The organism is Oscillibacter valericigenes (genome assembly GCF_021531435.1).
GTDB lineage: Bacteria > Bacillota > Clostridia > Oscillospirales > Oscillospiraceae > Oscillibacter > Oscillibacter valericigenes_B.
On record NZ_JAFBIS010000005.1, the window covers coordinates 114,613 to 133,058 of the forward strand.

An 18,446-nucleotide genomic window follows, 5' to 3' on the forward strand; every position below is an offset into this window, starting at 1 on the left:
TCGTAAATCCTCCTCAGAAATTGTTAACCTAAGAAATCCTTGACGGCCCGGCGGTAGGCGGCCACGGGGTCCTCCGCCTGGGTGATGGGACGGCCCACCACGATGTAGTCGCAGCCGGACTTGCCCGCCTTTTCGGGGGTCATAATGCGCTTCTGGTCGCCTACGGCGCTGTCGGCGAAGCGGATACCGGGGGTGACGGTGACGAAATTCTCGCCGCACTTCTCCTTGACGAGAGCGGCCTCCAGGGGAGAGCACACCACGCCGTCCAGACCGCAGTCGGCGGCGTTCTTGGCGTAGGACATGACGGTCTCCGCCATGGGCACGTCGATGAGCAGCTCGTTTTTCAGCGCGGCGGCGTCGGTGGAGGTCAGCTGGGTGACGGCAATGAGAATAGGCCGGGTGCCGTCAGGCCGGGTCAGGCCCTCCAGGGCGCCCTTCATCATCTCGGAAGCGCCGGCGGCGTGGAGGTTCACCATGTCCACGTCCAGCCGGGAGAGGACGCTCATGGCCCGCTTCACGGTGTTGGGGATGTCGTGGAGCTTCAAATCCAGGAAAATCTTGTGGCCCCGGGCCTTGATGTCCCGGACGATCTGGGGGCCTTCGGCGTAGAACAGCTCCATACCGATCTTCACAAAGGGCTTTTCGCCAGCGGGGAACCGGTCCAAAAAGGCCAGGGTCTCCTCACGGGTGGGGAAATCCAGGGCAATGATAACGTCTTTAGCCATGATGTGCTCCTCCTGTCAGTTCAGAAATATCAGTCACGCCCATCCGCTCACACACGGCGGGCAGGTTTTCCACAATGGCCTTGCAGGCGTAGGGGTCTTTCAGGTTGGCGGCGCCCACTTCCACAGCGGCAGCGCCCGCCAGCATCATTTCCGCAGCGTCCTCGGCGGAGGAAACGCCGCCGCAGCCGATGATGGGGATATTTACCGCCGCGTACACATCCCACACCATCCGCAGGGCGATGGGGAACACGGCGGGGCCGGAAACACCGCCGGTGCGGTTGGCAATGACGGGCTTGCGGGACTTCAGGTCAATGCGCATGCCAAGCAATGTGTTGATGAGGCACACGCCGTCAGCCCCCGCGTCCTCGCAGGCTTTCGCGATCTCCGCGATGTCCGTGACGTTGGGCGTCAGCTTCATAAAAACAGGCTTGTCCGTGACGGCCTTCACCGCTTTTGTCACCTCGGCGGCAGCCTTGGGGTCACAGCCGAAGTTCTTGCCCCCGGCGTGGACGTTGGGACAGGAGATGTTCACTTCCAGGAGCTTGACCTGCTCTACGTCATTCAATTTGCGGCAGTTCTCCGCGTACTCCTCCAGGGAAAACCCGCCCACGTTGGCGATGACGGGCCCCTGGAAAATCTTCGCGATGTTGGGTACTTCCTTTGCAATCACGGCGTCAATACCGGGATTCTGGAGACCCACGGCGTTCAGCATTCCTCCGGTCATCTCCGCGATGCGGGGCTGGGGATTGCCCAGCCGGGCCTGGCCGGTGGTGCCCTTCCAGGAGAAGCTGCCCAGGATGTTCAGGTCGTATAATTCGGCGTACTCCCGGCCGTAGCCGAAGGTGCCGGAGGCAGGAATGATGGGATTTTTCAGCTCCACGCCCGCCAAATTCACGGTCAGGTTTACCATACGATCTCCTCCTTATACAGGATGGGGCCGTCCTTGCAGACCCGCTTGTATCCGTCCCTGGTGGGCACGGTGCAGCCCATGCAGGCGCCGAAGCCGCAGCCCATCCGGGCCTCGAAGCTGAACTGTCCATCCTTGAGTTGGGGCAGGGAATGGACGGCTTTCAGCATAGGCAGCGGGCCGCAGGAGAGCACGTAGTCGCATTCCGGCACAGCCTTGATGCAGTCGGTGACAAAACCCTTCACGCCTAAGGAGCCGTCCTCGGTGGCGATGAGCAGCCGGCAGCCCAGGGCGGCGAACTCCTCCAGATAGAAGGCGTCCTTCCCGGTGCGAAAGCCCAGGGCTACGGTGGGATTCTGTCCCCGCTCCAGCATCCGCTGGGCAAGGCCGTACAGCGGGGCGATTCCGATGCCGCCGCCCGCCAGAACCGGGTGTTCCCCGGCCAGGCTCATGTCAAAGCCGTTGCCCAGTCCGGAGAGCACGTCCAGCTCCGTGCCGGGCACGCAGCGCACCAGCTCCTTTGTGCCCTCGCCCACGACCTTCACCAGCAGCATGAGCGCGTCCTCTGTCCAGTTGCAGATGGAGATGGGGCGCCGCAGGAACTTGCCGGGCAGCTCAATATTCACGAATTGACCCGGCGCGGTGATGGCGGAGGTGTCGCCGGAGAGCACCAGCTCATAGGTGTCCTCCGTCAGCTGCCGGGCGTGTTCTAGGGTAAAGAGAGACTTTTTCATAAGGCGTCCTCCTGGGTATTCAGGTCATGGTAGACGATCTCCCCGCCGCAGACGGTCATGGCGACAGCGGCGGACACGCCCCAGCCGTCAAAGGGGGTGGCCCGGCCCAGGGAGCGGAAGGTGCTGCTGTCGATGACGTGGGGACGGTTCAGGTCCAGCACCGTCAGGTCAGCGGGCTGCCCTTCTTCCAGGGAGCCACCGGGCAGGCCGAAAATCTTCCGGGGATTGACGCACAGGGCGTTCAGAATGGTCGTGAGCGGCACGATGCCAGTCTCCACCAGATTCGTGTACAGAATGGGGAAGGCGGTCTCCAGCCCCACGATGCCGTTGAGACTGCCCCGCAGGCCCTTGGCTTTTTCCTCGGCGCTGTGGGGAGCGTGGTCGGTGGCGATGCAGTCCACGGTGCCGTCCAGCAGGCCCTCGATGAGGGCGTCCCGGTCGGCGGCGGAGCGGATGGGAGGATTCATTTTGAACCGTCCCTCGTCCAGCAGATCCTCGTCGGTGAGCACCAGATAGTGGGGCCCGGTCTCGCAGGTCACGGGCAATCCCTCGGCTTTCGCGGCCCGGATGAGAGCTACGGTCTCCTTGGTGGAGATATGGCAAACATGATACCGACAGCCCGTCTCCCGCACCAGCTGGATGTCCCGCTCCACCTGCTTCCACTCGCTGGCAGGGTCGTTGCCGGGGAAACCATTCCGCCGGGCAAATTCCCCGTCGTGGATGGCCCAGCCCTTTGTCAGCAGGGATTCATCCTCGCTATGGGCCACGATGGGCTTGTCCAGCGATTTGGCCAGCAGCATGGCGGAGCGCATCATCTCCCGGGACTGGACACCCCGCCCGTCGTCGGAGAAGCCCGCCACTTCGGAGGCCATCGCCGCCAGGTCCGCCAGTTCCTCGCCCTTTTCGCCCCGGGTGATGGCGCCGTAGGGATACACATGGACCCTGGCGTTTTTCCGAATGAGGTCCAGCTGCACCTGCAGATTCGCCCCGTCGTCGGGGACGGGCTTCAGGTTGGGCATGGAGCAGACGGCGGTGTAGCCGCCGGCGGCGGCGGCAGAGGTGCCGGAGAAAATCGTCTCCTTATAAGAAAAACCAGGCTCCCGAAGATGAACGTGGACATCGACGAAACCTGGAACGATCAAATGATTATGCAATTCAATGACGGAAAAGCCTTCCGTGGGAAGGGAGGAAGAAACAATACGGCCCTGGTCAATGGCGAGGTCCATATTCTGAAATCCGCCGTTCAAAAAAACGGTTCCGCCGGTCAGCAGCAAACGCATGGGGCATCTCCTTTCTTCATTTCCATTATTCGACTAATCATTTTATCGGAAACGGAAGGGGATGTCAACGGATTTTCACTGTCAAAAGACATAAAAAAGGGAAGGATATCCTGCTGCTTTTCGGGGCGGCTCAGCCTCCGCGCAGGTCCTCCGCCAGCAGCTGTAAGTGGGCGATCTGCTGCGGCGTCAGACCGGATACATCCAGTGTCCGCAGAGGCTCCCGGCCCAGCAGACAGTCCGTCGTGACGCCGAACAGGTCCGCGATCTTCTCCAAAAGTTCAATGGAGGGCTGGATATTGTTGCTTTCCCAATTGGAGACGCTCTGCTTGGAGACGCCCAGGCGGTGGGCCAATTCGACCTGTGTGATGCCCCGGGCCGTCCGCAGGCGGCGGATCTGTTCGTGCAGCATGGAGATACCCTCCCTTGAGACCGATATTACAATACAATTGTAAAATTCAGATTGACTTTCAATAAATACTAAAGTATTGTAATAATGGACTTTCTTAAAACGAGGGGAAAACTGGAACCATCCCCTCTGTTTCGACAATATCTGCGCGTGAATTTTGATAAATTGGTTCGCAAAGACAGGGGGGGGATTCTCGTGGACGACAAGGCAGCGCGGGAGAAAAGACTGCAATTTTTGATGCTGTGCGGTCCGCTGGAGGATGCCATCGACCTGATCGACGCGGGCAAGGTGGAATCTGCCAGGGCACTGCTGACGCGATTACTGGACCGGGCAAAGGACCAGGCGGAGAAGTATCAGGAAAACAAATGAAATGCTGTGCGGCGCGGGGAAAAACCCGCGCCGCTTTCTGCCGCACCCGTTCAGTCCTGGGGATACCGGGGGCGGTTTTCCTGACACTGTCCGTACAGCCGGGAGACCATGGGCCAGTTGACCCGCTGCCACCAGGCATCGAAGTAGTCGCCCCTGCGGTTTTGATATTGAAGGTAGTAGGCGTGCTCCCACACGTCGCAGGTCAGCAGGGGACACAGAGGCAGGGGGGTGTCCTGGTTGGCGGTCTTGCGGATGGACAGCGTACCCTCCCGGTCGCAGACCAGCCAGGCCCACCCGGAGCCGAATACGCCCAGAGCGGCGGTTTTCATAGCGGATTTGAAAGCGGACATCCCGCCCAGGTCCCGGTCAATGGCGGCGGACAGGGCTACGTCCGGCCCCTCGCCGGGCGTGGGCGTCATGCCCTGGAAATACAGCGTGTGGTTGTACACGCCGCCGGCATTGTTGCGGATGCCCTGGCGGAGGTCCCCCGGCAGGCGGCACCAATATTGACAGAGCTGCTCCAGCGTCCAGCTCTGACAGGCGGGACAGGCGGCCAGTAGTTTATTCAGATTATCTACGTAAGCGGCAAAGTGCTTGTCGTGGTGAAAATGGAGCGTCTTCTCGTCAATTTCCGGCAGCAGGTCGCTCTCCCCATAGGGCAGCGGCGGCAGGGAAAAGGGGTAATGAGGTTCCATCAGCGTTCCTCCTCCGTGGTATTCTGCCCCTAGTATATGCGTTCCGCCGGAAAAGTATCAGCGCCCGCTGTCCTTTCGGACGGCGGGCGCCGCGTTCATCAGTGTTCGCAGGTATGACTGCCGCAGCCGTGGGCGCCGCAGATGTGGCCCTCCTCACCGTGATGGTGGTCACAGGTGGCGCCATCGGCGTAGGCCAGGGTCCCCGCCAGCAGGTCGGTCACGCACTGGTCCGCGTCGCCGGAACATCCGGCGTACAGCTGGATGCCCGCCTCTGCCAGGGCAGCCTGGGCGCCGGGTCCGATGCCGCCGCAGATCAGGCAGTCCACGCCGCGGTCCGACAGAAAGTCCGCCAGAGCGCCGTGGCCGCTGCCGTTGGTGGGGACGACCTGGGCGCTTACCAGCATCCCGTTCACGATGTCGTAAATTTTGAACTGTTCTGTGTGGCCGAAGTGACCGTATACAGTTCCGTTTTCATAAGTGACTGCGATCTTCATGGTTCGATTTCCTTTCCGTGTGCGGAGCGGCACCGGCCGCAGCCTTTGCCCGAACAGCCGGATTTTGGGCACAGGGCGTAGCTGCCGCCGCCGATGGACAGGACACGGCCCTCCACCAGAAAGACTGCCAGCTTCTGCCTCGCCTGGGCGTAGATGCGCTGGACGGTGGTCCGTGCCACATCCATCTGCGCGGCGGCTTCCTCCTGGGTCAGGCCCAGGTAGTCCATCAGGCGGATGGCCTCAAATTCCTCCACCATCAGCGTCACGGCTTCCCGCTCCGCCGGACCCTCCGGGGAAAAGCGGCAGTGGGCGGGCATCCGGCAGACCCGGCGGCATTTGGCGTTTCGCGGCATGGTGTCATCTCCTTTATTCTTGACGGGCCCATTATATACCGATTTGAACATATGTCAAGAATAAAAAATTCCCGGAGCCGAAAGGCTCCGGGAATCGGGGAAATTTACTTTTTCAGGCTGTCCACCCACTGACCGTACTTGGCTACATTGGCCTGGGCGTCGGCGGCGTCCTTGCCCTGGGCCAGGATGTAGACCTTGATCTTGGGCTCGGTGCCGGAGGGCCGGACGATGACGGAGGTGCCGTCTGCCATTTCGAACCGCAGTACGTTGGAGCCGGACAGCTCCATGCAGCTTTGCACGCCGGTGGCAGTGTCGGTGACGGAACCGTCCTGATAGTCCTTGCGGGTCACGACTTGCACGCCGGAGATCTCGGCGGGGGGATTTTCCCGGAGGGACTTCATCAGGTTCGCCATATCCCGCAGGCCGTCCAGACCGGGCATCACCAGGTTGTAGGTGTGCTCGGCAAAGTAGCCGTACTTCTCATACAGGGCGTCCAGCGCGTCAGCCAGCGTCATGCCCTGGGCGGCGTACCAGGCGGCCATCTCGGTCAGCAGCAGGGAGGCGGTGACGGCGTCCTTGTCCCGGACGTAGTCGCCCACCATGTAGCCGTAGCTCTCCTCGTAGGCGAAGATGACCTTGCCCTCGCCGGAATTCTCCAGCTTGTCCTTCTTCTCGGCCAGGAACTTGAAGCCGGTGAAGGTGTCGTAGCTCTGGAGGCCGTTGACCTCGGCCACCTTGCGGGCCATCTCGGTGGTGACGATGGTCTTGAGGGCCACGGGCTTCTCCGGCAGCTTGCCGGAGCGCTTCATGGCGCCGATGAGGTAGTCCAGCAGCAGAACGCCGGTCTGGTTGCCGGAGATGACCTTGAACTCGCCGTCTTTGGTGCGGACCATGATGCCCACGCGGTCGGCGTCGGGGTCGGAGCCCAGGATGAAGTCAGCGCCCTCGCGCTTGGCGATGTCCACCGCCAGATAGAAGCCCTCGGGGTTCTCAGGGTTGGGGGAGACCACGGTGGGGAAGTTGCCGTCAATGACCATCTGCTCGGGCACGCAGATGAGGTGCTTGATGCCCAGGCGCTTCAAGGCCTCGGGGATGAGCTTGTGACCGGTGCCGTGGAAGGGGGTGTAGACCAGCTTGAAGGTGTCGGCAACCTTGGCGACGGTCTCGGCGTCGTTGACCTGGGCCATGACGTTTGTCAGGAACTTCTCGTCGGTCTCGGCACCCAGGACCTCAATGAGGCCTGACTTGACGGCCTCGTCGTAGTCCATGGTCCTGATGTCGTTGAAAATGTCGATCTCACCCAGCCGCTTCGCGATGGCGTCGGCGTGGTGGGGAGGCAGCTGGGCGCCGTCCTCCCAGTAGACCTTGTAGCCGTTGTACTCCTTGGGGTTGTGGCTGGCGGTGACGTTGATGCCCGCCTGGCAGTGGTATTCCCGGACGGCGAAGCTCAGTTCGGGGGTGGGCCGCAGGGACTCGAAAATGCGGACGTGGATGCCGTTGGCGGCGCAAACCTTGGCGGCCTCCACGGCGAACTCCCGGGAGTGGTTGCGGCAGTCCATGCAGATGGCCACGCCCCGGCGCTTGCCCTCCTCGCCTTCGGCGGCGATGACGTCGGCAAAGCCCTGGGTGGCCCAGCGGATGACATGGACGTTCATGTTATGTAAACCAACATACATGGTGCCGCGAAGGCCCGCGGTGCCGAACTCCAGGGGGCCGTAGAACCGGGATTCGATCTCCTTGGGGTCATCCTTGATGGCCTCCAATTCGGCCTTTTCCTCGGCGGACAGAGCGGGACTGTTCAGCCACTTTTCGTATTCCTTCATGAAATCCATATTGCAGTTCCTCCTCTATAATTATGTAAACTGAATAGTACAGGTCATCGCAAAGTCAGCCCTATTTCGGGGAGAAGGTCATATATCGTAATGGTCGAAACCGCAGAGACGGCAGTGGTACCCCCGGCCCCTACGGTCATAGTTATAATGGCCGCAGACGGGACAGCGGCTGCCGTTGTAGCGGTACATTCCAACGATGACGGCGCCCAGGACTGCCATGACCTTGCCGGGCACGGTATGCCGCAGCCCAAGCCCCACGATCAGCAGTAGAATGCCCACAGGGACCAAGACGTACCGCAGGCGGCGGTGCCGCTCCCAGGTTTCGATGGACTTCCGCAGGGCGGGGTCCCGCTGAGGAGCTTGCGCTTCGTTTTCCATCACAGACTCCTTTCCAAGCAAAAAACTCAATTCGTTTCTTCCTTACCCGCATGGATAGAAAAACCGCAGTCGGGACAGCGAAAGAACAGAGTCCCGAAGTGCCGTTCCCACCGGCGGATCTCATGGCCGCATACAGGACAGCGGGAGCTTAGAAGCAGTAGGATCACGATGATCACAGCACAGCCAAGGCCCACAGCCAGGAAAAAGAACGAATCACAGAGCTTGTACAGTGTCAGGAACATGACAGTCACAGCAGCCAGTATAAGCTGCGCGATGCCCCGTATCTTCCAGGACCTTGCTTTCTGGGCCAATTCCTCCTGGGAAAGCCCGGAAAAGCTCCTGTGTTCCTCAAAATCATGCTTCAACAGAAAGACCTCCGTAAAGTTATGCTAACTTAATCTTCCGCTTCCTCCGGCGCTTTCAGCAGTGCCTTGGCATCCTCCAGCCGGGATGCGGGCACGTAGATCTCTACGCCCAGCCCGGCGAAGCCCAGTACCACCTTGCCCTGACTTCCCACCTTAAACGCCGGGATGCCGAAGCCCTCCAGCATGGAGAGGGTGATGTCCGCCATGCCGTCCAGCTCCGACTGCAAAGTCAGCTTTTCCGCCTTTTCCGGCTGGCCGTTATCGTCCTTTGGCCACCGCTCCGCCAGGTTCTTATCGGCCATGGCCCAAAAATCTTTCGCCTGTTCCATCGAAATGCTCCTTACTTATGATACTTGCTTCCCACGTTGATCTGGTACGCCCGGTAAATTTGCTCCAGAAGCATGACACGGGCCAGATGGTGGGGAAAGGTCATGGGGGACATGGACAGCTTCACCGCCGCCAGCTCCTTGACGGAGGGATGCAGACCGAAAGAGCCGCCGATGAGGAACACCAGATGGCTGTCCCCCCGGCTGGCGCTGTCGGCCATCAGCCGGGCCAGTTCCTCGCTGGAACGGGGCTTTCCCTCCACGCACATAGCGATAACGTAGGCAGAGGCGGGGAGCTTTCCCCGGATGGCGTCGGCTTCCTTCGCCAGTGCCGCCCCGATCTGAGCGGGGGAGGGGTCTTCCGGCAGCCGTTCCTCGGCCAGCTCCACGATGTCCAGCTTGCAGAAACGCCCCAGCCGCTTTGTGTACTCCGCCACGGCGTCGGCGTAGAATTTCTCTTTTAATTTCCCCACACAGAGAATGGTCACTTTCTGCATACGGCCCTCCTGATGACGGGATAGGCTTCACTCAAACAGTCCCGGGGCGCGACTTCCAGCACCGGGGCAAATCCCGCGGCGGACAGCGCCGCTTCCACGGCGTTCCGGGCCATAGCGGGGGTGTTGTTTTCCTTGCTTAAATGGGCCAGCACGATCTCCGACGCCCCGGCCTCCGCCAGCGTTACGGCGAACCGGGCGGCGTCCTCATTGCACAGGTGCCCTTGAGCGCCCAGGATACGTTCTTTTAAATAGTAGGGATAAGGCCCGCTGCGGAGCGCCTCCACGTCGTGGTTGGCCTCCAGCACCGCCAGGTCGACCCCCGGCAGGATGTCCTCCGCCTCTTGGGTGACATAACCCGTATCTGTCAGAATGCCCGCACTACCGTCCGGCCCGTCAAGGCGGAAACCGCAGGAGCCTGGGGCATCATGGGATGTTGGAAAAGCGGTGACAGTCAGACAGTCAATTTTAATTTGTTTACATAATTCTGCTTCCTGGAACCTCGGCTCCACGCCCGCCAGCCGGTAGGCCAGCTCCCGTCCCACCCGGCCGCTGGAGAGGATGGGAAAGCGGCTCTTTTTCAGCAGGGTCTGAAGCCCCGCGATGTGGTCGGAGTGGGTGTGGGTGATGAGCAGGGCGCTGATGTCAGAGAGCTCCAGCCCCAGGGCGGCCAGCCCGGTGGTGATGCGGCGGCAGGAGATGCCGGCGTCCACCAGCAGATGGGCGGCGCCGCAGGAGACCAGCAGCGCGTTCCCGGAGGAGCCGCTGGCCAGTGTATGTACGGTGGTCAAAAAAATACCTCGCTTCTGCATGCATAAAAGCGTCCGCCCAGGAGAACGCCGACTAAGGTCGCCATCCTCCTCAGCGGACGCTTGCTGTCTGATTTTTGGGGGTGCCGCGGGGAGATCAGCCCACGCCGGCCACGGATTCGCTTTCCTCGGGCTCGTCCACAGCGCGAATATCCGCACCCAAAGCCCGGAGCTTGGACACGATGTCCTCGTAGCCCCGTTCAATATACTGTACGTTGCTGATCTCGCTCCGGCCCTGGGCGGCCAGGGCTGCGATGACCAGGGCGGCGCCGGCCCGCAGGTCGTAAGCCTGGATAGGCGCGCCGGTGAGATGGTCCACGCCCTCCACCACGGCGGTCTTGTCGTCCACCTGGATGTTGGCGCCCATGCGCTTGAGCTCGTCCACATAGCGGTAGCGGCTGCTCCAGACGCCCTCGGTCACAAGGGACGTGCCCTCCGCCAGGGAGAGACAGGCGGTGATCTGGGGCTGCATATCGGTGGGGAAACCGGGATAGGGCAGGGTCTTGATATTGGTCTTCTGCAGGCGGTTCGTGCGGCGGACCAGGAGGGTGTCCTCCTTTTCCTCCACCTCGACGCCCATCTCTACCAGCTTGGCGGTGATGCAGTCCATGTGCTTTGGAATGATGTTTTTCACCAATACCTGGCCGCCGGCGGCGGCCACCGCCGCCATGTAGGTGCCCGCCTCGATCTGGTCGGGGATGATGGCATAGGAGCCGCCGGTGAGCCGCTCCACGCCGCGGATCTTGATGGTATCGGTACCGGCGCCCCGAATGTTGGCGCCCATGGAGTTGAGGAAGTTGGCCAGGTCCACAATGTGGGGCTCCTTGGCGGCGTTTTCGATGACGGTGTTGCCCTCGGCCATGACGGCAGCCATCATAATGTTCATGGTAGCACCCACAGATACCACGTCCAGATAGACGCTGGTGCCTTTCAGATGGCCTTCCTTGGCGGAGGCGTGGATAAAGCCGCCCTCTACAACGACTTTGGCGCCCAGGGCGGTGAAACCCTTGACATGCTGGTCAATGGGCCGCACGCCACCGAAATTGCAGCCGCCGGGCATGGCAACCTCGGCCTGACCGAACCGGCCCAGCAGGGCGCCGATGAGATAGTAGGAGGCACGAATCTTCCGGCTCAGCTCATAGCTTGTCCGGGTGGTGCGGATATGGGTGCAGTCGATCTCCACCGTGTGGGGATTGATAGAACGGATGCCGGCGCCCAGCTGCTCCAGAATTTTCAGGCTCATGGTAACGTCGGAGATCTGGGGGATATTTTCGATCCGGCACACGCCGTCCACCAGTAGCGCGGCGGGGATGATGGCGACCGCAGCGTTCTTGGCGCCGCTGATCTCCACTTCGCCAAACAGGGGCTTACCGCCCTGTACAATATATTTTGTCAAATCTTGACCCTCTCTTCAAGACAGTGATCTTTTGTGGCGGCAAACCGTATGTCCACATAAGCAGTTTGCCCGCGAAACACAGCTTCATACCGCCGAATAGCGGTACTTTCGCATGGATAGCATACCACACCGCGTTGGGAATTGCAAACCTTTCCTTTCCGGGGCGGAAAAAAACAAAAATTTGGAAACCGTCAGTTGGAGGTCACCGCACCGGAAATGCAGTTGACATAATATTCTCCAGTATCCGTGACGATACACCACGCCGGTACCAGAGACATGCTGGAGGCGGCGCTCTGCAGTTCATAGCAGGAGGAGATCTCCGTGATGGAGGATACCGCCGCCTGCCGTTCCCGGCGCATTTTCTGGAACGCGGTCAAAGCAGCGGCGGCGGACAGCGGCTCCTGGTCAAAGGAGAGGTCGGTACCCTTCTCCGGCAGCAGAGTCCCGCTGACGGCCATCAGAGTGCCCCGGTCCAGCGTGAAGGTGACGGTGCAGTTGGAGACCGTCAGTTTTCCGTAGCGGCAGACGGCGGCGGCGGTTCCGCTTCCGTTGTCGTCCAGTGCAAAGACCGGGTCGATGTAAGAGAACTCCCGGCAAAAATCCCGGACCAGCTGGGCGCCGTCGCTGCCGGACAGGGCGCAGGCAATGTCAAAGCTGCCGCCGGAGCGGAACTGGGCCGCGCCGCCGGCGGCGCCGGTGTAGGAGTAAAGGTCGCCGCCCTGGTCGGCCCGGACGGGATTCTTCCCCAGGAAGAAGGCGGCCACCTCCCGTTCCCGGTCCATGTCCCGTGCGAGGGACTGTCCGGCGGGAGCGGTCTTGGAGGGGATGTCCTCTGCTTTCAGGCTCATGCCGTCAGCGGCGAACAGCTTCACAAGCTGTTCGCTCGTCTGGCGGTGGGAGGCGTTTTCCGAGGTCTGCCGCATGGACAGGACTCCCAGCAGAAAAGCGTTTGCCAGAAGCAGGATGACGATAATAATGTTTTTCAGCCGGTAACGGTCCAAAAGCCTCACCGCCTTTCAGGGAAAATAGGTCAGTCCGCCAGCCAGCCGGCCTCCACGGATGTGCCGCCGTGGTCGGCGTAGCCGATGGACAGCTCAGCGCCGGGGCAGCGGTCAGCGATGGCCAGGGCCTGCCGCAGGGGCAGGAGGAGTGTGCCGGACTCCGTTTGGGTATACCGCCGGAGGTACAGAGACAGGGCGGAGACCGCGGTGCCGTTCAGTGTGACCTCGGCGGCATTGCGGCCATCGGAGAACCGGACAGGCACGCCGCCCACCTGATAGCCGAAGGTCAGGGTGGTCAGGGCGCCGCTCTGCCGGATGCCTGTCAGGTACAGGGCCTCGTCACCGGCAGTGGGGGCCAGCAGGGTGTTCAGCAGCGCCCACACACCGGCGGCGGATTCCTCCATGGTGGGCCGCTCCCCGGCGGCCTTGATGGACAGGGTGCTGTCCCCGCCGCTCTGGTAAGTGATGTTCCCGTCGGGCCGGAGGCGCAGGGAGCGTCCGCTTTCGCTGATGACTTCCGTACCGTTGTCGGTGTAGCGGTTTTTCGTATTGGGATTAAAGCCCAGGCCTGCCAGAAGCAGCCCATCATCGTAAGCGGGCGTCTCGGCGGAAAGAGCCGGCAGCTCCGGCGTTTCGTTCAGGAACAGGGAGCAGGGTGCCAGAACGCCGGCGTGGGGATCGCTTTTTGCCAGGTCCGTAGCGAACACGGCACCGCCCGTCTCATACTGTCCCGCGGTCTGCTCCAGGTTTTTCAGGGAGACGGCGGTGGAACAGCGCAGGTAGGTGTCGCCGCCGTCCCAGAGGAACAGGGACACCGGATCCTCTCCGCCGGATACCGCCAGACACCGGACGGAGGGACTGTCCGGCCCGCTGGTGCCGCAGATGTCCGCCAGTACGGACAGGGGCAGAGGAGAGAGAAAATCAAAATAAACAGAGGTGGTCTGCAGCGCGTTCAGGAAGTCCGCCTGTCCGCAGCCGGTGAAAGTACCGGTAGAACCCAATACCTCCCGCAGGAGCCCGCGGAGCGTCTCATCTCCGCCGATGACGGAGGTGATACTTCCGTACCGGCCGTAAGGCCCGGTCACGGCGATCCGCACCGGGGCGGAGAGTGGGACGTTTTCAACGGTCACAGAGGCGCCGGAAGGCTGGGAATTGCCTGAGAAAACGGAAAGAAGCCCATCCTGCCGCAGGGAGTACAGCTGTGTTCTGGCAAACAGGAGCGCGGCGGAGACGGCCAGCACCGTAATGACGATATTCTGGATAAAATCCCGGCGGCGCCGGCGCTTGTCGTCCATGCTGCTCCTCCTTCGCGAAGTTTCCCGTCAGGCTTTGGCGGTCTGGTCCTGGGTGATGGGCAGGGTCATGCGGATGGTGGTGCCGGGCCCCTGGTGGGGCATCAGCTCCAATCTGCCGTGGTGACGCTGGACGATCTCCAGCGCGATAGACAGCCCCAGGCCGGTGCCGCCGGATTCCCGGGAACGGGCCTTGTCCACCCGGTAGAAGCGGTCGAAGATGTGGGCCCGGTCCTTTTCCGGGATGCCGATACCGTCGTCGCAGACCTCCATCCATACCGTCTCCTCGGTAGAGCCGGCGTTGATGCGGATGTGGCCGCCGTCGGGGGTGTATTTGATGGCGTTGCCCAGCACGTTCATCATGACCTGCTCCAACCGGCTCCTATCACCCACGATGAGGGGCAGGCTCTCAGGCGGTTCATAAGTCAGCTCATGGCCCCGCTGCCGGGCGTTGAGGGCGTTGGCACGGACCACGCTTTCAATGGCCTCCCCGAAGGGGAAACGGGAGAGCACCAGCTCCGCCTTGCCGGAGTCCAGGCGGCTGAGGGTCAGCAGGTCCTGGACGATGTGGGTCATGCGGTCCGTCTCGGTGATGATGATGTCCAGGAAGCTGTTTGCCATCTCCGGCGGGATGTCGCCATTGGCGTCCCGCAAAGTCTCGGCGTAGCTGCGGACGTTGGTCAGGGGGGTCCGCAGCTCATGGGACACATTTGCCACGAATTCCTTGCGGCGCTCCTCGTTGCGGTGCTGCTCCGTCACGTCGTGGAGCACCACCAGCACGCCGCCGCTGGACTTGCCGGAGAAGGAGGCCAGATAGAGCTCCAGTGCCCGGCCCGCCACCTCCATCTGGGCCTCGGCGTAGTTGGGCCGCTGGAGGGCCAGCATCTCCTGGAAGGGGTGCAGGGAGCCGAACAGCTCGTCATAGTCGGTGATCTCCCGGCTGGGGCGGTGGAGCATGGACTTGGCGGCGGGGTTACAGTGGATGACCTTGCCGTCGTGGTCAAATGCCACCACGCCGTCGGTCATGTGGAGGAACAGGGTGTCCAGCTTGTTGCGCTCGTTCTCCACCGCCGCCAGGGTACTCTGGAGGACACCGGACATCTCGTTGAAGGTCCCGGTCAGAATACCGATCTCGTCGGTGGATTCCACCGGCAGGGGGCTGTCAAACTTGCCGGCGGCGATCTCCACCGCCCCGGCGGTCAGCTTTTCGATGGGGTCCACCATGGTCTTAGACAGCAGGAAGCTCAGCAGCACGGAGATCAGCAGGCCGATGACCAGCGCCTGCATGATGATCTGGAACAGCTGGCTGTTCAGGCCGGACACCGTGTCCTTGGTGTCCAGAATGTAAATGATAAAGGCGTTGTCGCCGCCCCGGATGGGCACGGCCACGTCCATGTAGTCGGCGGTGATGTCGCTCTCGTCGCCCACGGTGGTCTCGTCTCCGCTGACGACGGCGTTCCGGGCGGTGAGCAGGTTGGGGCTCTGCTCCCTGGGCAGGGCGCCCTCCTCGGCGGACCCGGCCAGGTAAGCGCCGGTGGCGCCGTCCAGCACAAAGTAGTTCCGGGAGCGGTAGTCAATGCCCAGCTCACCGGCCTTCACGTCAATCATATTTTTCAGCAGCCCGGCGCCGTCCTCCTGGGCGGCGGCGCTGCGGAGGTCGGTGACGAAATCCCGCTGCTCCTCGCCGAACACGCTGTCCATCTGCTCGTAGAAGGTGTTGATGAAAAAGCTGGAGACGCTGGTGGTCAGAAACGCGCCCACCACGGCCATCAGGGACGTGATGAGCAGCAGCATGATCAGCGTCAGCTTCATATGCAGACTGCGGAACATATCAAATCACCTTCTTTAGAGGATAGGATAGAGGAAGGGGACTAGGGGAAACCTGTGGTTTCCCCAGTTGATTTGCCGCTGGCAAATCAAGGGTTTTCAATTATTTTTGTCAGGGCGTGTACCTGACAAAAATACCTTGACCCGCGTGTCCTTGGGGCACGCACACCAGTGACCGACGTCACTGGTGAGGGGGAATGTAAAGGGGGGACGAAGTCCCCTCTTTAAGGCACCGCAAAGTAGTACCCCGCCCCTCTTCGGGTCAGTATGTACACCGGATTGGCCGGGTCAGCCTCGATTTTTTCCCGCAGCCGCCGGACGGTCACATCCACGGTGCGCACGTCGTCGCCCACATAGCCGTAGTTCCACACCTGCTCCATCAGGTCCACCCGGGAGTAGACCTTGTTGGGATGGCTGGCCAGGAAGGTCAGCAGCTCGTACTCCCGCTGGGTCAGGTCAATGGCCTTCCCGTCCCGGAAGACCTGGTGGCTGTCGGTGTTGATGGCCAGGTCGCCGGCCACGGGCATGGCCGTGACAGCGGCGGTGGCCGCCGCTGGGGCGGACATGGCGGTGCGGCGGATGTTGGCGCCCACCCGGGCGATCAGCTCCCGCATGGAGAAGGGTTTGGTGATGTAGTCGTCGGCACCGATCTCCAGGCCAAGCACCTTGTCCGCCTCCTCCTCCCGGGCGGTGAGGATGATGACGGGCACGTTGTTGCCCTCGGCCCGCAGGGTCTTGCACACGTCGAAGCCGATCATCTTCGGCAGCATGACGTCCAGCAGGATGAGGTCGGGGTTTTCCGTCCGGGCCTTGTTCAGGCCGTCCTCGCCGTCATAGGCCTCGCAGGTCTGGTATCCCTCCCGCTGGAGGTTGAAGCGCAGAATATCCACGATGTTCTTCTCGTCCTCCACAATGAGAACGGTTTTCTTTTTGTCCATGAAGGAACCTCCAAAATGAAAGTGGGGATCACAGGTTCAGCTGTATCTTCGCCTTCAGCACGGCGGCCACGGTCTTGGCATCCTCAATTTCTCCGTTGAGGCAGCGGTGGACCATCTCGTCAAAGGGGATGCGCTCCACATTCAAAAACTCGTCGGGGTCCAGATGCTGCTCCTCCATGTGGAGCCCTCTCGCCAGGAACAGGTGCAGCACCTCGCCGTAGCAGCCGGGGGCGGGGATGATGCGGCCCAGGGGCAGGAAGATGTCGGGCACCGCGCCGGTCTCCTCCTTCAGCTCCCGGAGGGCGCCGGTAACGGGGTCCTCGCCGGGGTCCAGCTTGCCGGCGGGCAGCTCCAGCAGCGTCTTGCCGAACACGTAGCGGTACTGGGTGACGGTCAGCACGCGGTTCCCCTCGTCCAGGGCAAGCACGGCCACGCCGTCCACATGGTCCACGACCTCCCGCGTAGAGGTATGGCCGTTGGGCAGCAGCACCTCATCCACATGGACGCTCAGGATCTTCCCGGTAAATTTATCTTCCCGGCGGAGCGTTTTTTCCACCAGGTCCTTTTCCTCTATCATATAGATGTACACCTCTTACTCGTTTTAAACCGCAGTACGCAGGATATATTGAAGACAGTATAGCACATTCCCGGCGAAATGGAAAGGCTGTTCTTGTACTTGAAGAATTTACCCATCCATGGTATACTGTACAGGATTTCAGAAAACTTCCCAGCGAAAGAGGTGAGCCCCACGGAGAAAAAGGGCGTCAAGATCGCGGCCCAGAACCGCAAGGCCTTCCACGACTACTTCGTGGAGGACAGGTACGAGGCCGGCATTGAGCTGTTCGGCACGGAGGTCAAATCCATCCGGGCCGGCACGCTGAATCTGAAGGACTCCTACTGCACCGTCAAGGACGGCGAGCTGTTCGTCCACAGTATGCATATCTCGCCCTACGAGAAGGGCAACATCTTCAACCGGGACCCGGTCCGCACCCGGCGGCTGCTGATGCACAAGCGGGAGATCCGCAAGCTCCACGCCCTCATCAAGCAGGACGGCTACACCCTGGTGCCCCTGTCCGTCTACTTCAAGGACGCCCGGGTCAAGGTGGAGATCGGCCTGTGCAAGGGCAAAAAGAACTACGACAAGCGGGAGGCCTCCGCCAAGCGGGACGCTGCCCGTGAGATCGACAGAACCATGAAAGAGAGGAACCGATAATGATGTCCAATCCCATTGCAACCATCACCATGGCCGACGGCCGCGTTATGACCGCCGAGCTGTACCCCGAGAAGGCCCCCAACACCGTCAACAACTTCATCTCCCTGGCCAACAAGGGCTTCTATGACGGCCTGATCTTCCACCGTGTTATCCCCGGCTTTATGATCCAGGGCGGCTGCCCCAACGGAAACGGCATGGGCGGCCCCGGCTATGAGATCAACGGCGAGTTCGCCGCCAACGGCTTCCGCCAGAACGACCTGGTCCACACCACCGGCGTGCTGTCCATGGCCCGGACCATGGCCCCCAACTCCGCCGGCAGCCAGTTCTTCATCATGGTGGCCCCCGCCCCCCATCTGGACGGCCAGTACGCCGCCTTCGGCCAGGTGACCGACGGCGCCGACATCGCCATCGACATCTCCCGGGTGCCCCGGAACATGATGAACGACAAGCCCAAGAAGGATGTAGTGATTGCGTCTATCCGGGTGGATACCCAGGGAGTGGACTATCCCGAGCCCGAGACCCACTAATATAAAAAGTCCAATGGTGCTAAGTCAATAGACTGAAGAAGAAAAAATTGGAGAAAAACGGCTATTTTAGGCAGACTGCTCAGAA

Annotated in this window: 23 protein-coding genes; 3 read left to right on the plus strand and 20 right to left on the minus strand. The window is 61.5% G+C overall.

Features of this window, described 5'->3' with window-relative positions; all coding sequences use genetic code 11:
- Positions 1-23: 23 nt before the first annotated feature.
- The 5 genes from pyrF to JQM68_RS04560 form a co-directional block, all read right to left on the minus strand.
- Complete coding sequence (pyrF, locus tag JQM68_RS04540; protein ID WP_235221748.1) at positions 24-725, minus strand: orotidine-5'-phosphate decarboxylase; 702 nt, start codon at positions 723-725, stop codon at positions 24-26.
- Entirely contained in the window at positions 718-1,635 is a 918-nt protein-coding gene (locus JQM68_RS04545) for a dihydroorotate dehydrogenase (protein ID WP_235221749.1), read from the minus strand. The genes pyrF and JQM68_RS04545 overlap by 8 nt, the downstream gene beginning before the upstream one ends.
- On the minus strand, positions 1,629-2,366 hold the full coding sequence (locus JQM68_RS04550; RefSeq protein ID WP_235221750.1) for a dihydroorotate dehydrogenase electron transfer subunit: 738 nt from the start codon (positions 2,364-2,366) through the stop codon (positions 1,629-1,631). Before JQM68_RS04550 ends, JQM68_RS04545 begins: the two co-directional genes overlap by 7 nt.
- Complete coding sequence (locus JQM68_RS04555; protein WP_235221752.1) at positions 2,363-3,646, minus strand: dihydroorotase; 1,284 nt, start codon at positions 3,644-3,646, stop codon at positions 2,363-2,365. The genes JQM68_RS04550 and JQM68_RS04555 overlap by 4 nt, the downstream gene beginning before the upstream one ends.
- A 130-nt stretch (positions 3,647-3,776) precedes the next feature.
- The gene (locus JQM68_RS04560; protein WP_235221753.1) at positions 3,777-4,055 is read right to left on the minus strand and encodes a helix-turn-helix transcriptional regulator; all 279 of its coding nucleotides are present in this window, start codon (positions 4,053-4,055) and stop codon (positions 3,777-3,779) included.
- A 192-nt stretch (positions 4,056-4,247) separates the two neighbouring features.
- Between JQM68_RS04560 and JQM68_RS04565 the strand changes: the two genes are divergently transcribed.
- The gene (locus JQM68_RS04565) at positions 4,248-4,421 is read left to right on the plus strand and encodes a hypothetical protein (protein ID WP_235221755.1); all 174 of its coding nucleotides are present in this window, start codon (positions 4,248-4,250) and stop codon (positions 4,419-4,421) included.
- A gap of 50 nt (positions 4,422-4,471) precedes the next feature.
- On the opposite strand, the gene JQM68_RS04570 is transcribed toward JQM68_RS04565, so the two are convergent.
- The 15 genes from JQM68_RS04570 to JQM68_RS04640 all read right to left on the minus strand — a co-directional run bounded on the left by JQM68_RS04570 (position 4,472) and on the right by JQM68_RS04640 (position 17,198).
- On the minus strand, positions 4,472-5,116 hold the full coding sequence (locus tag JQM68_RS04570; protein WP_235221756.1) for a superoxide dismutase: 645 nt from the start codon (positions 5,114-5,116) through the stop codon (positions 4,472-4,474).
- A 98-nt stretch (positions 5,117-5,214) separates the two neighbouring features.
- Positions 5,215-5,610, minus strand: coding sequence for a NifB/NifX family molybdenum-iron cluster-binding protein (locus JQM68_RS04575; RefSeq protein WP_235221757.1), 396 nt, complete (start codon positions 5,608-5,610; stop codon positions 5,215-5,217).
- Positions 5,607-5,963 carry a DUF134 domain-containing protein gene (locus tag JQM68_RS04580; RefSeq protein ID WP_235221758.1) on the minus strand — a complete coding sequence of 119 codons (357 nt, stop codon included), beginning with the start codon at positions 5,961-5,963 and terminating at the stop codon, positions 5,607-5,609. The genes JQM68_RS04575 and JQM68_RS04580 overlap by 4 nt, the downstream gene beginning before the upstream one ends.
- A gap of 104 nt (positions 5,964-6,067) precedes the next feature.
- Positions 6,068-7,795 (minus strand): phospho-sugar mutase, encoded by a 1,728-nt coding sequence (locus JQM68_RS04585; protein ID WP_235221759.1) that lies wholly within the window; start codon positions 7,793-7,795, stop codon positions 6,068-6,070.
- Positions 7,796-7,873: 78 nt separating this feature from the next.
- A complete protein-coding gene (locus JQM68_RS04590; RefSeq protein ID WP_235221760.1) occupies positions 7,874-8,173 on the minus strand; it encodes a transposase in 300 nt (99 codons plus the stop codon).
- 26 nt (positions 8,174-8,199) lie between these two features.
- A complete protein-coding gene (locus JQM68_RS04595) occupies positions 8,200-8,538 on the minus strand; it encodes a transposase (protein WP_235221762.1) in 339 nt (112 codons plus the stop codon).
- A 29-nt stretch (positions 8,539-8,567) separates the two neighbouring features.
- The gene (locus JQM68_RS04600) at positions 8,568-8,867 is read right to left on the minus strand and encodes a DUF2007 domain-containing protein (protein ID WP_235221763.1); all 300 of its coding nucleotides are present in this window, start codon (positions 8,865-8,867) and stop codon (positions 8,568-8,570) included.
- An 11-nt stretch (positions 8,868-8,878) separates the two neighbouring features.
- Positions 8,879-9,361, minus strand: a complete 483-nt coding sequence (rlmH, locus tag JQM68_RS04605) for a 23S rRNA (pseudouridine(1915)-N(3))-methyltransferase RlmH (protein ID WP_235221764.1) — start codon at positions 9,359-9,361, stop codon at positions 8,879-8,881.
- A complete protein-coding gene (locus JQM68_RS04610) occupies positions 9,349-10,149 on the minus strand; it encodes an MBL fold metallo-hydrolase (RefSeq protein ID WP_235221765.1) in 801 nt (266 codons plus the stop codon). The genes rlmH and JQM68_RS04610 overlap by 13 nt, the downstream gene beginning before the upstream one ends.
- Before the next feature lie 115 nt (positions 10,150-10,264).
- Positions 10,265-11,563 (minus strand): UDP-N-acetylglucosamine 1-carboxyvinyltransferase, encoded by a 1,299-nt coding sequence (locus tag JQM68_RS04615; protein ID WP_235221766.1) that lies wholly within the window; start codon positions 11,561-11,563, stop codon positions 10,265-10,267.
- Between the two features lie 191 nt (positions 11,564-11,754).
- Positions 11,755-12,564 carry a two-component system regulatory protein YycI gene (locus JQM68_RS04620; RefSeq protein ID WP_235221767.1) on the minus strand — a complete coding sequence of 270 codons (810 nt, stop codon included), beginning with the start codon at positions 12,562-12,564 and terminating at the stop codon, positions 11,755-11,757.
- A 29-nt stretch (positions 12,565-12,593) separates the two neighbouring features.
- A complete protein-coding gene (locus JQM68_RS04625; RefSeq protein ID WP_235221768.1) occupies positions 12,594-13,859 on the minus strand; it encodes a hypothetical protein in 1,266 nt (421 codons plus the stop codon).
- Positions 13,860-13,886: 27 nt separating this feature from the next.
- Positions 13,887-15,686, minus strand: coding sequence for an ATP-binding protein (locus JQM68_RS04630; protein WP_235221769.1), 1,800 nt, complete (start codon positions 15,684-15,686; stop codon positions 13,887-13,889).
- Between the two features lie 221 nt (positions 15,687-15,907).
- Positions 15,908-16,621 carry a response regulator gene (locus tag JQM68_RS04635; RefSeq protein ID WP_235221770.1) on the minus strand — a complete coding sequence of 238 codons (714 nt, stop codon included), beginning with the start codon at positions 16,619-16,621 and terminating at the stop codon, positions 15,908-15,910.
- Positions 16,622-16,649: 28 nt separating this feature from the next.
- The gene (locus JQM68_RS04640) at positions 16,650-17,198 is read right to left on the minus strand and encodes an NUDIX domain-containing protein (protein WP_235221772.1); all 549 of its coding nucleotides are present in this window, start codon (positions 17,196-17,198) and stop codon (positions 16,650-16,652) included.
- A 162-nt stretch (positions 17,199-17,360) separates the two neighbouring features.
- On the opposite strand from JQM68_RS04640, the gene smpB reads away from it, so the two are divergent.
- Both smpB and JQM68_RS04650 read left to right on the plus strand, forming a co-directional pair.
- Positions 17,361-17,834, plus strand: coding sequence for an SsrA-binding protein SmpB (gene smpB, locus JQM68_RS04645; RefSeq protein WP_235221782.1), 474 nt, complete (start codon positions 17,361-17,363; stop codon positions 17,832-17,834).
- Entirely contained in the window at positions 17,834-18,361 is a 528-nt protein-coding gene (locus JQM68_RS04650; protein WP_459558686.1) for a peptidylprolyl isomerase, read from the plus strand. Before smpB ends, JQM68_RS04650 begins: the two co-directional genes overlap by 1 nt.
- The last annotated feature ends 85 nt before the right edge of the window (positions 18,362-18,446 follow it).

Bases quoted from the DNA above. Each gene is read 5' to 3' on its own strand.
- JQM68_RS04640 (WP_235221772.1), bottom strand. From the start codon at position 17,198: ATGATAGAGGAAAAGGACCTGGTGGAAAAAACGCTCCGCCGGGAAGAT.
- JQM68_RS04600 (WP_235221763.1), bottom strand. From the start codon at position 8,867: ATGGAACAGGCGAAAGATTTTTGGGCCATGGCCGATAAGAACCTGGCG.
- JQM68_RS04560 (WP_235221753.1), bottom strand. From the start codon at position 4,055: ATGCTGCACGAACAGATCCGCCGCCTGCGGACGGCCCGGGGCATCACA.
- JQM68_RS04630 (WP_235221769.1), bottom strand. From the start codon at position 15,686: ATGTTCCGCAGTCTGCATATGAAGCTGACGCTGATCATGCTGCTGCTC.
- JQM68_RS04635 (WP_235221770.1), bottom strand. From the start codon at position 16,621: ATGGACAAAAAGAAAACCGTTCTCATTGTGGAGGACGAGAAGAACATC.
- JQM68_RS04585 (WP_235221759.1), bottom strand. From the start codon at position 7,795: ATGGATTTCATGAAGGAATACGAAAAGTGGCTGAACAGTCCCGCTCTG.
- JQM68_RS04545 (WP_235221749.1), bottom strand. From the start codon at position 1,635: ATGGTAAACCTGACCGTGAATTTGGCGGGCGTGGAGCTGAAAAATCCC.
- rlmH (WP_235221764.1), bottom strand. From the start codon at position 9,361: ATGCAGAAAGTGACCATTCTCTGTGTGGGGAAATTAAAAGAGAAATTC.
- JQM68_RS04570 (WP_235221756.1), bottom strand. From the start codon at position 5,116: ATGGAACCTCATTACCCCTTTTCCCTGCCGCCGCTGCCCTATGGGGAG.
- JQM68_RS04555 (WP_235221752.1), bottom strand. From the start codon at position 3,646: ATGCGTTTGCTGCTGACCGGCGGAACCGTTTTTTTGAACGGCGGATTT.
- JQM68_RS04625 (WP_235221768.1), bottom strand. From the start codon at position 13,859: ATGGACGACAAGCGCCGGCGCCGCCGGGATTTTATCCAGAATATCGTC.
- JQM68_RS04650 (WP_459558686.1), top strand. From the start codon at position 17,834: ATGATGTCCAATCCCATTGCAACCATCACCATGGCCGACGGCCGCGTT.
- JQM68_RS04580 (WP_235221758.1), bottom strand. From the start codon at position 5,963: ATGCCGCGAAACGCCAAATGCCGCCGGGTCTGCCGGATGCCCGCCCAC.
- JQM68_RS04550 (WP_235221750.1), bottom strand. From the start codon at position 2,366: ATGAAAAAGTCTCTCTTTACCCTAGAACACGCCCGGCAGCTGACGGAG.
- pyrF (WP_235221748.1), bottom strand. From the start codon at position 725: ATGGCTAAAGACGTTATCATTGCCCTGGATTTCCCCACCCGTGAGGAG.
- JQM68_RS04590 (WP_235221760.1), bottom strand. From the start codon at position 8,173: ATGGAAAACGAAGCGCAAGCTCCTCAGCGGGACCCCGCCCTGCGGAAG.
- JQM68_RS04575 (WP_235221757.1), bottom strand. From the start codon at position 5,610: ATGAAGATCGCAGTCACTTATGAAAACGGAACTGTATACGGTCACTTC.